At 72.4% G+C, this 13,105-nt stretch carries 10 protein-coding genes; 4 read left to right on the top strand and 6 right to left on the bottom strand.

Annotation, left to right across the window (positions count from 1 at the left end):
* Positions 1-115 precede the first annotated feature (115 nt).
* Positions 116-1,237 (top strand): ADP-ribosylglycohydrolase family protein, encoded by a 1,122-nt coding sequence (locus F3L20_RS29410; protein ID WP_150156864.1) that lies wholly within the window; start codon positions 116-118, stop codon positions 1,235-1,237.
* A gap of 172 nt (positions 1,238-1,409) precedes the next feature.
* Here F3L20_RS29410 and F3L20_RS29405 read toward each other — a convergent pair whose 3' ends face one another.
* The 3 genes from F3L20_RS29405 to F3L20_RS29395 all read right to left on the bottom strand — a co-directional run bounded on the left by F3L20_RS29405 (position 1,410) and on the right by F3L20_RS29395 (position 7,871).
* The gene (locus F3L20_RS29405; protein WP_150156863.1) at positions 1,410-2,975 is read right to left on the bottom strand and encodes a sodium:solute symporter family protein; all 1,566 of its coding nucleotides are present in this window, start codon (positions 2,973-2,975) and stop codon (positions 1,410-1,412) included.
* 240 nt (positions 2,976-3,215) lie between these two features.
* Positions 3,216-5,165, bottom strand: a complete 1,950-nt coding sequence (locus F3L20_RS29400; RefSeq protein ID WP_150156862.1) for an MFS transporter — start codon at positions 5,163-5,165, stop codon at positions 3,216-3,218.
* A 153-nt stretch (positions 5,166-5,318) separates the two neighbouring features.
* On the bottom strand, positions 5,319-7,871 hold the full coding sequence (locus F3L20_RS29395; protein WP_240810783.1) for a D-alanyl-D-alanine carboxypeptidase: 2,553 nt from the start codon (positions 7,869-7,871) through the stop codon (positions 5,319-5,321).
* 238 nt (positions 7,872-8,109) lie between these two features.
* Here F3L20_RS29395 and F3L20_RS29390 point away from each other — a divergent pair, with 238 nt between their 5' ends.
* The 3 genes from F3L20_RS29390 to F3L20_RS29380 all read left to right on the top strand — a co-directional run bounded on the left by F3L20_RS29390 (position 8,110) and on the right by F3L20_RS29380 (position 10,453).
* The gene (locus tag F3L20_RS29390) at positions 8,110-8,862 is read left to right on the top strand and encodes a GOLPH3/VPS74 family protein (RefSeq protein ID WP_150156860.1); all 753 of its coding nucleotides are present in this window, start codon (positions 8,110-8,112) and stop codon (positions 8,860-8,862) included.
* A gap of 315 nt (positions 8,863-9,177) precedes the next feature.
* Positions 9,178-10,035 (top strand): helix-turn-helix domain-containing protein, encoded by an 858-nt coding sequence (locus F3L20_RS29385; protein ID WP_145826825.1) that lies wholly within the window; start codon positions 9,178-9,180, stop codon positions 10,033-10,035.
* A gap of 226 nt (positions 10,036-10,261) precedes the next feature.
* Positions 10,262-10,453 (top strand): DUF397 domain-containing protein, encoded by a 192-nt coding sequence (locus tag F3L20_RS29380; protein ID WP_145826826.1) that lies wholly within the window; start codon positions 10,262-10,264, stop codon positions 10,451-10,453.
* Positions 10,454-10,822: 369 nt separating this feature from the next.
* On the opposite strand, the gene F3L20_RS29375 is transcribed toward F3L20_RS29380, so the two are convergent.
* The 3 genes from F3L20_RS29375 to F3L20_RS29365 all read right to left on the bottom strand — a co-directional run bounded on the left by F3L20_RS29375 (position 10,823) and on the right by F3L20_RS29365 (position 13,027).
* On the bottom strand, positions 10,823-11,674 hold the full coding sequence (locus tag F3L20_RS29375; RefSeq protein ID WP_150156859.1) for a MerR family transcriptional regulator: 852 nt from the start codon (positions 11,672-11,674) through the stop codon (positions 10,823-10,825).
* Positions 11,675-11,736: 62 nt separating this feature from the next.
* Positions 11,737-12,246: a glutathione peroxidase gene (locus F3L20_RS29370; RefSeq protein ID WP_145826827.1), complete on the bottom strand. Its 510-nt coding sequence runs from the start codon at positions 12,244-12,246 to the stop codon at positions 11,737-11,739.
* Positions 12,247-12,319: 73 nt separating this feature from the next.
* A complete protein-coding gene (locus tag F3L20_RS29365; protein WP_150156858.1) occupies positions 12,320-13,027 on the bottom strand; it encodes a nucleotidyl transferase AbiEii/AbiGii toxin family protein in 708 nt (235 codons plus the stop codon).
* Between the last annotated feature and the right edge of the window lie 78 nt (positions 13,028-13,105).

The following is a 13,105-nucleotide window of genomic DNA, read 5'->3' as shown; positions in this document are numbered from 1 at the left end:
CCACTTCCGGCCGCTCGGGTCACACTCCGTATACCGATCCGGCTTCTCAGCCGACCGTCCACGTTCGATTACAGTGCTGGGCGTCGTACGTACGGACGGTCCCCGGGAGGTCTAGGTGGCTGGTACTGCCGGACCCGTGTGGGGGCGCCGTGAGCAGCAGGACTTCCGCAGCCGGGTGCGCGGCACGCTGCTCGGGGTGGCCGTCGGTGACGCGCTGGGCGCGCCCGTGGACACACTGGACCTCGACGCCGTCCGCCGGACCCACGGCGCGGAGGGTTTGACCGACCTCGTCCCCGCCTACGGCCGGCGCGGCGCCGTCACCCACCACACCCAGCTCACCCTGTTCACCGTGGACGGCCTGATCCGCGCCCAGGTCCGGCGCGACACCGGCGCCTGGCACCCGCCGACCGACCTGCACCGGGCGTACCTGCGCTGGGCCACCACGCAGCGCGACTGGGGCCCGGACGAGCGGCGCAAGGAGGACGGCTGGCTGGCGCGGGAGGAATGGCTGTACGCCCGCCGCGACCCCGCCCGCGCCCTGCTGATCGGGCTCGGCGACGCCACCATGGGCACGCTCGACGCCCCGAAGAACCCCGGAGAGGCCGGTCCGGAGGCCGCCGCCCGGTCCGCGCCGTTCGGGCTGCTCGTCGGCTGGGACCCGCAGCTGGTCGCGCAGCTCGCCGTGGAGTGCGCGGCCCAGACCCACGGCCACCCGGTCGCCTTCCTCGCGGCGGGCGCGTACGCGGTGCTGGTGCACGCGCTGGCCCGGGGCGACAGCCTGGACGCCGGGGTGCAGCGCACCCTCGCCCTGCTGGCCGCCCGGCCCGGCCACCAGCCGGTCACGGACGCCCTCCAGCGCGCCCTGGGCGCCGTACGGCAGGGGATGCCCGGCCCGGAGCGGGTCACGGAACTGCTCGGCAACGCCACCGCCGAGGGGCTGCTCTCCGCCGCCGTGTACTGCGCGCTGGTGGGGGAGGACGTACGGCACGGGCTGTGCCTGGCCGTCAACCACAGCGGTCCCAGCGCGGCGGCCGGGGCGCTGACCGGCGGCCTGCTGGGCGCCCTGCACGGCGAGACGGCCCTCCCGCCGGCCTGGCTGGCCGAACTGGAGGGCCGCCCCACGGTCCTGGAACTGGCCGACGACTTCGCCATGGAGATGACCCAGGGCCCGGCCCTCCACACCCCCACGACCTCCTCCCCGGCCTGGCTGACCCGCTACCCGAGGTCCACCCTCTAGAGGCGCGGGGGACCGCACCCTCAAGGGCGCGGGGAACCGCGCGCTCAGGGGCGCGGGGAACTGCGCGAACGGGGGTCCGGGGGCGGAGCCCCCGAGGGACGGGACGGGAAGGGGCGGCGGGGGCGAAAAACCTGTAGGTGCACCCACCCACCCCGCCCCGCCCGAGGCCCACCTAGTCCTTCACCGGCGCCCCGGCCCCCTCCTCCGCAGCCGCAGCCGCCGGCAGGGCAACACCCACCCCGTCCCCATCCGTGTTCACCCGCTCGATGACCGCCACCCGCTCCTCCGTGTCCTCCGGCTTCACGAACCCGATCACCACGTACAGCACCAGCGACACGGCCAGCGGAATGGACACCTGGTACTCCAGCGGCACCCCGCCCTCGACCGCCCAGTTGACCGGATAGTTCACCAGCCAGAACGCCACCAGCCCCAGCCCCCAGCTGGTCAGCGCGGCCGTCGGCCCGGACCGCCGGAACGGCCGCAGCAGCCCCAGCATCATCGGAATGGCGATCGGCCCCATGAGCCCGGCCACCCACTTGATGACGACCGTGATGATGTCCTTGAACGTGGGCGAGTCGACCTGTGTGGCCACGGCCATGGACAGCCCCAGGAACACCACCGTCGTGACCCGCGCCGCCACCAGTCCCGACCGCTCGCCCCACGCCCGCGCCCGCGCGGACAGCACCGGCGCCACGTCCCGGGTGAACACCGCCGCGATGGCGTTGGCGTCCGAGGAGCACATGGCCATCGTGTGGGAGAAGAACCCGACGATGACGAGCCCCAGCAGCCCGTGCGGCAGCAGTTGCTCGGTCATCAGGGCGTAGGAGTCGGACCCGTCCGCCTTCTGGGACTCCACCAGCAGGGGAGACATCCACATCGGGAAGAACAGCACCAGTGGCCAGACCAGCCACAACACCGCCGACAGCCGCGCCGAGCGCGCCGCCTCGCGGGCGTCGCGGGTGGCCATGTAGCGCTGGGCCTGGTTGAGCATCCCGCCGTTGTACTCGAACAGCTTGATGAAGAGGAACGCCAGCAGGAACACCGTGCCGTACGGTCCGACCAGCGGTTCCCCGTGCCCCTTGAGCTCCGGCTGGTCCCACGCGCCGAGGAAGCCGCCGTGGTCGCCGAGCTCCAGCACCACCGCGACGAACATGGCGATGCCGGCCAGCAGCTGGATGACGAACTGCCCGAGTTCCGTCAGCGCGTCCGCCCACAGACCGCCGATGGTGCAGTAGACCGCGGTGACCGCGCCGGTGATGAGGATGCCCTGGTTCAGCGAGACCCCGGTGAACACCGACAGCAGGGTGGCGATGGCCGCCCACTTGGCGCCCACGTCCACGATCTTCAGCAGCATCCCGGACCAGGCCAGCGCCTGCTGGGTGCGCAGGTCGTAGCGGTTCTTGAGGTACTCCAGCGGTGAGGCCACATGCAGTCGGGAGCGCAGCCGGTTGATCCGCGGGGCGAACAGCCTGGACCCGATGGCGATGCCGAGGGCGATGGGGAAGGACCAGGTGACGAACGACGTCACGCCGTAGGTGTAGGCGATGCCCGCGTACCCGGTGAACATCACCGCGCTGTAGCCCGACATGTGGTGGGAGATGCCGGAGAGCCACCAGGGCATCTTGCCGCCGGCCGTGAAGAAGTCGCTGACGTTGTCCACCCGCTTGTGCGACCAGACACCGATGCCGACCATCACGGCGAAGTAGCCGATGAGCACCGCCCAGTCGAGACCGTTCATGTCCCCCCTTCCAGGGTCCGTCTTGTGAACTCCGCTCAGCTGGTTGGCACTTCGCCTGGGCGGGGTAGGGACGGGAAAGGGTGCGAAGTGCCCGCTCATCGTGGGCGCTATGGCGGGAGCACGACAAGAAAACGGAAGGCCAAGACAAGGTAAAAACGTTTGTCATGCTGACCTGTGTTCAGTGTGCTGAACGTGACGGTGACAGGAAAAGGCCCCGGGGAACTCTCCCCGGGGCCTGCCTCAGCGCAGCTCGTCCGGGCAGGGCGTCCCCCGCTCGCCCCACTTGTACGGAGCGGCCAGCCGGTACGTCCCCGCCTCCGGCGCCAGCAGCACCGTCCACTGGTCGCCGTTGGCGTCCTCCTCCGTCTCCATCAGGCACCCGTGGACGTTCTCGAACGTCCTCGGCTCGTCCTCCGGACGGTTCTCGGACTCCTCCGTCTCCTGCGGCGGTTCCAGCGCCTTGCCCTCGGCGTCGACGAGGCCCAGCCACGGCGAGTACGGCACCCGGATCAGGATCCGGCCCGGCTTCTCCACCCGCAGCGTCCACTCGCCCTGCTCGGCGCGCTCCACGACCGTGTTCGGCTCGGCCAGCGGGGTCGGGCCCTGCACCTCGAACAGCTGCCAGTTGGCGTCGCCCCAGATCTGCTTCAGGTACGGCAGCCCGCCCTGCACCAGGTCCCGCTCCCGCTGGCCGCCGTCACCGTCCGGTTCGTCCTTCGGCAGCACCACGAAGTGCACGCCCCAGCGCTTCAGCCACTCGTGGTAGTTCGCCGAGTTGAGGGTGTCGTCGTAGAAGAGCGGGTTGCGCTCCATATCGGCCTGCCGGTTCCAGCCCCGCGCCAGGTTCACGTACGGCGCCAGCGCGGACGCCTCACGGTGCGAGCGGGCCGGGACGACCTCGACGCGGCCACGCTCGGCGCCCACCTCCTGGAGCTCGTTCACCAGCGGCGCCAGCTCGCGCGCCCAGGACGCGGTGGGCGTGGTGTGCACGACGTCGTCCACCGACTTGAAGCCGATCCAGCAGGTGAAGCCGACCACGGCGACGACCAGCGCGTACCACTTGAGGGTCCGGGGCGCGGCGAACGGCAGCGCCGCCACCAGCACCACACCGCCGAACAGCATCGCCAGCCGCGTCATGTTGGAGCCGATCTGCGAGCTGATCAGCCAGACCAGCAGCACCCCGAGCCCGTACACCGCGGCCGTGATGCGGACCGTCTTCCAGTCCTCGGGCACCAGCAGGTACACCAGGACCGAGTACACCAGCGGCAGGATCACCGAACCGAAGCCCATCGGCTGCGTGCCCGAGAACGGGAACAGCCAGGCCGACACCGCGACCACCGCGCTGGGCGCGAGCCCCAGCGCCCACGCGCCCGGCCGGCGCTTCTGCAGGAACAGCGCCACCGCCACCAGCCCCACGAACAGGCCCGCGACCGGCGACGCCATGGTCGCCAGGGCCGCCAGCGGGGCCGCGCACAGCGCCTTCGCCCACCGCTTGTAGCGCCAGCGGTAGGGCCAGCAGAAGACGACCGCGACGGCACCGAGCGCGAACATCGTGCCCAGCCCGTACGTCACCCGGCCCGAGGCGGCGTTGCACAACAGCGCGAACACGCCCGCGAGCGCGGCCCACAGGGGATTGCGCACGGACCGGCTGCGCATCAGCACCAACGTCAGCAGACCGGCCGAGACGGTGCCCGCGATCATCATCGTGGTCCGCACACCGAGCAGCGACATCAGGTAGGGCGACACCACGCTGTACGACACGGGGTGCATCCCGCCGTACCAGGCGAGGTTGTACGCGGAGGCGGGGTGCCGGCCGACGAACTCGGCCCACGCGTCCTGCGCGGCGAGGTCGCCGCCGCTGTTCGCGAAGGTGAAGAACCAGACGACGTGCAGCAGGCCGGCGAGCGCGGTGACGGACAGCACCGGGTGCCGCAGCATGCGGGCGCGCACGGCGAGGACGGCGGCCTTGGCGCGGCCCGGGTCTCCCGCTCCGGCGTCACCGGCGCCGGGGGACCGCGGGGCGTGTCCGGGCTCCCGGGCACCCTCGGCCTGCCCGGCGGACCCCTCAGCGGGCCCCGGGGCCCCGTCCGCGGTCCCCGAAGAGCGTTCCGCTTCGGATGCGGGTATTCGCGGGTCTGCCCCCGGACCCGGGTCTGCGTCGTCGGCGCGTGTCGGCTCCGCTGTCGCCACCTGAAGGCACTCCCCGTATCCCGTTCCTCGCCCGTTTCCTGCCCGTTTCGTGACGCTAGCACGCACCCCGCGGACCGTCGCCCGGGTGGGCTGCGGTCCGCGGGGTGCGGCCGTGCCGGTCCGCCGGCGAACCGGCTGCGTCCCGGCTCCGGATCAGGTGAGACGGGTCAGCTTGTCCGTGAAGCCCGGCTCCACGAGGTCCTCCCGCAGGGCGACCGGCACCTTGACGGCGCCGTTCTTGCCGTCACCCACGGTGAGCGTGCCGACCTTCGTCCCGGCCTTCGCCGTCTGCGGCAGCTCGGTCCCGGCGAACGTCAGCTTCACCGAGAGCCCCGCCCAGCCGACGGCCTTGACGTCCTCCGTCACGGCGACCGGCGTACGCCCGCCGAGACCGTCGTCCGCGTACCCGACGACGGTGCCCTTCTTCAGGATGGTCTCGGCCCGGAGCGCGTCCTGACCGGCCAGGACGAGGTTGCGGCCGGCCTCCAGGGCGCCGGACAGGATGGTGTTGTCCTCGCCGCCCTCGGGCTGGCGCAGCACCGCGCCGACGATCCGGTGCACCTCGCCGTCGACGTCCTTCTTCGCCGCGAAGCTGAGGTTGCCGAGCGCGGAGGTGGTGGTGCCGGTCTTGATGCCGACGACGTCGTCGTGGCCGACGAGCCGGTTCCAGTTGTCGTGCCTCTCACCCTGGTAGTCGATGTACGACATCATCGCGGCGACCTCCCGGAAGGAGGGGAACTGCATCGCGGCCCTGGCCAGCTTCACCTGGTCCACGGCCGTGCTCACGGTGGTGTTGTTCAGACCCGAGGGGTCGGTGTACGTCGTGTCCGCCATGCCGAGGTCCTCGGCGGCCTCGTTCATCTTCTCGACGAACGCGTCCTCCGACTTCGCGTCCCAACGGGCGAGCAGCCGCGCCACGTTGTTCGCGGACGCGATCAGGATGGCCTCGATCGCCTCCCGCTGGGAGATCTGGTCGCCCTCGGTGACGTTGACGGTCGACTCCTGGCCGGCGTCGGACTGCTCCTCGGCGAGCGCGTCGATCGGGATCTTCGGGCCCTCGGCGCCGCTCTTGAGCGGGTGGTCGCGCAGGATCACGTACGCGGTCATGACCTTGGCGACACTGGCGATCGGCACGGGCTTCTGCTCACCGGAGGAGCCGAAGGTGCCGACGCCGTCGACGTCCAGCGCGGCCTGACCGTTGTCCGGCCACGGGATGTCCGGCTTGCCGCCCTTGAAGGTGTAGCTGTCCTCGGCGGTCAGCACGAGCGTGGGTGTCGGCAGCGGCCGGACGTTCTGCACGACCGCGAAGGCGATCACCAGCAGGATGACCAGCGGCGTCCAGATCTTCACCCGTCGCACGGCCGTCCGCAGCGGGGTCTGCGGGGGCGGCGGGGTGTTGGTCAGCTCGGCCAGCAGGTCCAGCGGCGGCTTGGGCGGCAGCGGCTGCTGTGTCGTCCGCTCCGGGCCGACCTGCGGCAGGAACGTCGTCGACTCGGCCGGGGCGGGACCGCCCTGGCGCGGGGGCTGCCGCACCGCGGGGTCGTCGAGCCGCTTCAGCGCGACGAACTTGCTGGTCCGCTCGGCCTCGGCCTCGGCGCCGCGGGCCTCGGCGGCGGCGCCGGCCTTCTTGCGTGCGGCCGCCGCGTCACCCAGCTTCAGCATGGTGGTGGGCTGGTCGACGGACGGTGCGGAGGGGCGCGGGGCCCGGAAGACGGCGGTGGGCTGGTCGACGGAGCCCTTGGAGGCACCGGCGCCGGTCGTGGCGGAGCCGGCGGAGCCCGGGGCCGGGGCGTCGTCGTCGCCCTTGCTCTTGTCGTCGTCGGCTTCCGCTTCGTCGGCGTCGGCGTCGGCGGAGTCGTCGGTGGCGCCCTCGTTGTCGGCGGACGGGGCGTCGGTGCCGGCCTCGGCGTCGGTGCCGGCTTCGGCGTCACGAGGGGCCACCTCGGCGTCCTCGGGGCCGTCGGCGTCCGCTTCGGGGGCCGAGGGCTTCTCGTGGGCCGTGGAGGTCTCGCTGTCGGCGCTGTCGTCGCTGTCGGCGCCCTTGGGGGCGTCGTCCGCCTCGCTCGCGCCCGTGGCGTCGTCGGACGTGTCGTCCGTGGCGTCCTCGTCGGCCTTCACGGCCGTACCGGCCACCGGGCCGCCGTCACCGTCCTCGGCGTCGGCCTTCGCGTCGTCGTCCGCCGGAGCGTTCCCGGTGTCCTCGGCGTCGGCAGCGTCGGCCTTCGTGTCGCCCGCCGTACCGGCGTCGTCCCGCGAGGCCTCTTCCGCCTCCGCGTCCGCAGCCGGGGCGTCCTCGCCCGTGCCCTCGGCCGGCTCCGCCGAGCGGACCCAGGCCGCGACCGCCTCCCGCAGGCGGCCGTCGCGGCCCGCCGCCGTGGAGCCGCCTTCGGGGGTCTCGGCGGTCTCGGGCGCCTCGGAGGCCGACGACTCGTCGGCGTCCTCGGGCGCGGCGGTGTCCGCGGCGTCCGGGTCCTCCGCGGGCCCTTCCGCGTCCGCCGACGCCTCCCGCACGGACAGCACACGGGTCGCCGTGTCGGCGCTGCCCCGCCCGTCCCCGGAGGCCCGCTTCCCGCTCGCGGAGGACTCCGTCCCCCGTGCCACCGCCAGGCGGGGGTCCTGCTTCTCGGGAACCGGGCCGGCGCTCCCCGACGTCTGTTCTGCCGACGACTCGCGCTGCTTCGACCTGTCGGGGGACTCGCCCGCCACCGATGCCTCCTCCATGTGCCGCACGCCCCGCGTGCGCCAACCGAACCGTGAACCGCCCGCCCGTGACATCGCTCCGCAGCGCTGTCCGAACCATGTACCAGTGTCCTGTGTGCGGGCTTACCCCATGCGGTAGACGAGAACGACATACCTACCGGTTCCACTACGAACCGGTCACGTGCTCTCGACAGACCAATGTGAGAGGGGTCACCCTGTCATTCATCCACGCGGGGAGGCATGGATGGGCAGGAGCCGCAGAACAATTCCGGAGGAGCTTCTGCTGCTGGCGCTGGACCCGACCACGGGTACCACCGCACAGCCGCAGTCGCTCGACCTCGGTCTGGCCGGAGCGCAGCTAGTGGAGCTGGCGCTGGCCGGACGGATAGCCCCAGACGGGGATCGTATCGCCGTGGTGGTGCCACGGCCGACTGGAGACCCAACACTGGACTGCGCGTTGGAGTTGCTGCGAAGGCGCGGCGCTCCGGTGCGGGCGGTCCACTGGATCGGCGGGCCCCGACTCGGGCTCCGCCAGACCTACCTCTCGCATCTGGAGCGGTGCGGCATGGTGCACGCCGTGGCCGGCCAGATGTGCGGGGTGCTGCCGACGACTCGCTACCAGGCGACGGACACCGAGATCAGCCGGGAGATCAGGGCCCGGCTGGACTCCGCGATCCGCACCGGCGTCCCGCCGGACCCGCGGACCGCGGCGCTCGCCGCACTGGCGCACGCGGTCGGTCTCGGCAAGCACCTGTACCCGGGGAACGAGGGTCGCTCCTCACGCTCCCGGTTGCGGGACCTGATCCGGCACGACCCGATGGGCGGACTCGTCGCGCACGCGGTGATGGACGTCCAGAACGGCGTCGCGGCCCAGCCGCGCCGCAACTCCGCACCGGCGGGCCGGCAGGCCCCCGGCGGCAGGGGCGCACCGGAACCCGCCCGAGGTGTTCCGGCGCAACCACGCCACGGATCCATGGCACGCGCCGTGGCCCACTGAGCCGTACGTCCCCAGGGCTCGGCACGGCACCACGGATCCACGGCACCGCAGACCCGGTCACGGGAGCCGCTGTCCGAGCGGGGCGGAGAGAACGCACGGGCTCTCTCCGCCCCGCTCGGCGTGCCCGACAGCGCTCCCGGCCGGCGGGTCCCGCACTGTTGTGTACCCGTCGTATATCCACCATTTCCCAGCGGTAGTACGCGCCTTGGTGGCAGTCTGCTCATCGAGCAGACACACAAAGTGGCAAGTACGCAGTGCAAGTACGCAGTGCAAGACAGTGCAAGTACGAGGCACGCAGCCGGAGGTGCACGTCCCGTGGCGTCCAATGTCAATCCCACCGTCCGGCGGCGCCGGCTCGGCCAGGAGCTGCGCAGGCTCCGTGAGCTGAAGGGCATGACGGCCGAGGAGGTCGCGGAGCGACTGCTGGTGTCGCAGTCGAAGATCAGCCGGCTGGAGAACGGCCGGCGCAGCATCAGCCAGCGCGACGTCCGGGACCTGTGCGGGGTGTACGAGGTCGAGGACCAGCGGATCGTCGACTCGCTGATGCAGATGGCCAAGGACTCCCGCCAGCAGGGCTGGTGGCACGCGTTCGGCGACATCCCGTACAGCGTCTACATCGGTCTGGAGACGGACGCGGAGTCGCTGCGGGTGTACGAGCCGCAGATCATCACCGGGCTGCTGCAGACCCGCGCCTACGCCGAGGCGATCGTCCAGGGCGGTTCGCCGGAGTCCAGCGAGCAGGAGAACGACAAGCGGGTGGAGGTGCGGCTGCGCCGGCAGAGCCGGATCACCGCCGAACAGGACCCGCTGCGGTTGTGGGTGGTGCTCGACGAGGCCTCGCTGCACCGGGTGGTCGGCAGCCGCCAGGTGATGCGCGAACAGCTCGAGCACGTCATGGAGCTGAGCCAGCTGCCGCACGTCACCGTGCAGGTGCTGCCGTTCGAGGTGGGCGCGCACGCGGGCATCAACGGCCAGTACTCCATCCTGGAGTTCGCCGACGCGGCCGACTCCAGCGTGGTGTACATCGAGGGCGTCACCAGTGACCTGTACCTGGAGAAGCCGCACGACGTGCAGAAGTACACGGTGATGTACGAGCACCTTCGGGCCCAGTCGCTGAACGTGGAGCAGTCCCGGCAGCTCGTGGAGCGCCTCGCCAAGGACTACGCACGGTGAACTCCCGTCAGGGAAGGGCCGGATGATACACGGGCGACACGCGCGACGGGAAGTCCCGCCTGGTATATGCCATCCGGTCGAGTGAACGACCGCTCCGGAAGATGAGGGTGGCGAGTAGCGTCGATCACGCCAATCAGCAGCGATGGTTGGCGCAATTCCGTTCTGCGGGTCCACGCCGGAATGCGCAGACGGTGACAGCAACTCAGCATCTGGCTACGGAGCGAACATGGCAATTCGTCTGGGCGCCACGGAAACGTGGACGACGTCCTCCTACACCAACAACAACGGCGCGTGCGTGATGGTCAGGTCGACCACCGAGGAAGCGCTGGAGCTCGGGGACACCAAGATCCCCGAGGGCCCGAAGCTGGCGTTCCCGGTGGACGCGTGGAGCGCCTTCGTGGCCTCGGTCAGGTCCTGACCCCCGGCGCACGGGCACACGCACCACCGACAGGGCCCTCTCGACCAGTTCGCCGTCCTTGCCGAGAGGGCTCGGCTCGTGCCCACCCGCCCCGACGGCGGACGCCGGCCCGCCCGGCCGGGCGGCGCGACCCGCACGCCACCGCCCGACGGCCGAGGACCCCCGGCCCGGTCACCGGGGGCCCGCCCGCCGGTCTCCGGGAGGCCCGCCCGACCGCCCGCCCGGTCATCGGGAGGCCCGTCCGCCCGGTCACCCGGTCGCCGGGAGGCTCGCCCGACCGCCCGCCCGGTCATCGGGAGGCCCGCCCGACCGCCCGGCTGCTCAGTCCGCCGGGCCGGCCACCGGGAACGCCACGTCGCACACCGGGTCCTACGGCCCCGCGGCGTCCCAGTCCGCGAAGTACACCTCACGGCACGGCCCCGCGTACGTCAGCCCCCGCTCCCGCATCCACTCCTCCACCGCCTCGAAGGCGGCCAGGATCTGCGGGTGCGCGACCTGCGCCTTGGTGATCCGGGTACGGGCCAGCCGCATCGCCGGCTCCACCCGCACCGTCGTCCCCCGGGCACGGCCCCCCTCCTCCGCCCAGGCGCGGGCCGCCGCCGCGTCGGCGACCGGCACGCACGCCTCCGCGGGCCCGTCGCTCTCCACCGACACCTCGGCGTGGTACACGACGAACGGCGCCCCGGTCACCCCGACGTACGCCCGCGCGCCCTCCTCCAGCCGCCCCAGCGCCGCGCCGATCCACGCCGGCAGCTCGTCCGCCAGCACGTGCCGCGACTCGGTGACGATCACCTGCTCCGGCACGTCCACCAGGTCCACCGTGAACTTCCCGTACCTCGGAGCTCCTCCCGACAACCGTCCACGGAGATGGTCGGCGAGCGTCCGCCGGGCGGCGTGCCGGGCCTCGACGTCCGCCCAGTACGCGGCGAGCCGCTCCGCCCCCGCCGTGCCGCCGTCCGCGTCCACGATCTCGGCGATCCGGGCCAGCGGCATGTCCAGCTGCCGCAACAGGGCCACCAGACGGGCCAACAGGGCCACCAGACGTGCCCGTTCGACCTGGCCGGCCCGGTAGAACCGGTAGCCGGTGTCCGCGTCGACCCGGGCCGGCACCAGCAGCCCCGTCCGGTCGTACAACCGCAGGGCCTTGGCCGACAACCGGGTGCGGGCCGCGAACGCCCCGATGGGGAGCAGTTCCTCGTCCACGCCGGCATTCTCCGTCACCGGACGGTCCGTCCGTCCGGTGACGCAGACCCTCACCCCTGACCCAGGGGCAAGGTCAACGGTCAGCCGAGCGCCTTCTCCACGGCCGCCACGACCTCCGCCGACTCCGGCTCGGTCTGCGGCGAGAAACGGGCCACGACCGCCCCGTCCCGACCGATCAGGAACTTCTCGAAGTTCCAGCGGACGTCCCCGCTGTGCCCCTCGGCGTCGGCGAAGCCGACCAGCCGCTCGTACAGCGCGTGCCGCCCCCCGCCGTTCACCTCGACCTTCTCGGTCATCGGGAACGTCACCCCGTACGTCGCCGAACAGAACTCGGCGATCTCCTCGGCGGAGCCCGGCTCCTGCCCGAGGAACTGGTTGCAGGGCACGCCGAGCACGGTGAAGCCCTGCTCCGCGTACCGCTCGTGCAGCCGCTCCAGACCGGCGTACTGCGGGGTCAGCCCGCACTTGGAGGCCACGTTCACGACGAGCACGGCACGGCCCGCGTACTGCGAGAGGTCGGCGGAACCGCCGTTCAGGGCGCCGATCTCGATGTCGAGCGGCGCGGCGCTGTTGTTCTCGGTAGTCGTCATGGGCCGACCCTAGCCGCGGCGCCCGGCGCCACCGGAGGGGGCCGACGGGAAACCGTCGCCCCGAGGCCTCCCGCTATCCCTCCGGGCCTTCGCCCTGTTCCTCCGGGTCCTCGCCCTCCACCAGCCGCTCCGCGATGTCGTCCGCCCACGCCTGTGCCCAGCGCCGCAGGTCCCCGACCGCCGGGGAGTCCAGCCCGTGCGCGCGGAACTCACGGTCGTCGAGCCACTCCGTGCCGGTCAGCCGGGACTGCAGCTCGGCCAGGTCGAAGGTGTCGGGGGCGTGGCGACGGCCCAGTTCCTCCAGCTCCGGCGGGCTCCACCGGTCCGCGGCCGCGTGCACGTCCACCAGGTCACGCGGCAGCCCCCGGTCCGCGAGCGCCCGCACCCGGGTGCCGACCAGGTCCTCCAGGGACAGCGCCGGACCGGCCGCGGTGACCACCGCCGGCCGCCACAGCACCTCCTTGCGGATGTCGACCCGCCACCGCGCCCCGGCCGGGTCGTCCCCGACGAGCAGCCGCGCCGCCAGCGGATCGACGACCGCCACCTCGACCGGCCACCCGCGCTCCTCCAGCCCGGTGCGCACGGCCCCGGCGATCTCGGGCATGCCCGCGGGATGCTCGGTGGCCAGGTCCACGCCCCCGCTGACCCGGGCGTCCACCAGCCGGTGCGCCCGTACGGCCTCCCCGCCGGCCAGCAGCAGACCGTACGGCGCCCCGGCGGCGAGCAGATCGCCGGCCAGCCGCTCGTGCACGGCGTCCACGCCGAGGGGAGGTGAGGTCATGCCTCGATTATCGCGGCGGTGACGGTCCACCACGATCGGGTGAATCCATCCGGTACGGGGCAACGGGTCGCATACCTC

This window comes from Streptomyces tendae, from assembly GCF_008632955.1.
Classification (GTDB): Bacteria; Actinomycetota; Actinomycetes; order Streptomycetales; family Streptomycetaceae; genus Streptomyces.
This window is presented reverse-complemented; position numbering and strand designations above follow the sequence as displayed.

Excerpts from the sequence above, each read along its gene's own strand:
- F3L20_RS29405 (WP_150156863.1), bottom strand. The coding sequence starts at position 2,975 with ATGAACGGTCTCGACTGGGCGGTGCTCATCGGCTACTTCGCCGTGATG.
- F3L20_RS29390 (WP_150156860.1), top strand. The coding sequence starts at position 8,110 with ATGGGCAGGAGCCGCAGAACAATTCCGGAGGAGCTTCTGCTGCTGGCG.
- F3L20_RS29365 (WP_150156858.1), bottom strand. The coding sequence starts at position 13,027 with ATGACCTCACCTCCCCTCGGCGTGGACGCCGTGCACGAGCGGCTGGCC.
- F3L20_RS29370 (WP_145826827.1), bottom strand. The coding sequence starts at position 12,246 with ATGACGACTACCGAGAACAACAGCGCCGCGCCGCTCGACATCGAGATC.
- F3L20_RS29380 (WP_145826826.1), top strand. The coding sequence starts at position 10,262 with ATGGCAATTCGTCTGGGCGCCACGGAAACGTGGACGACGTCCTCCTAC.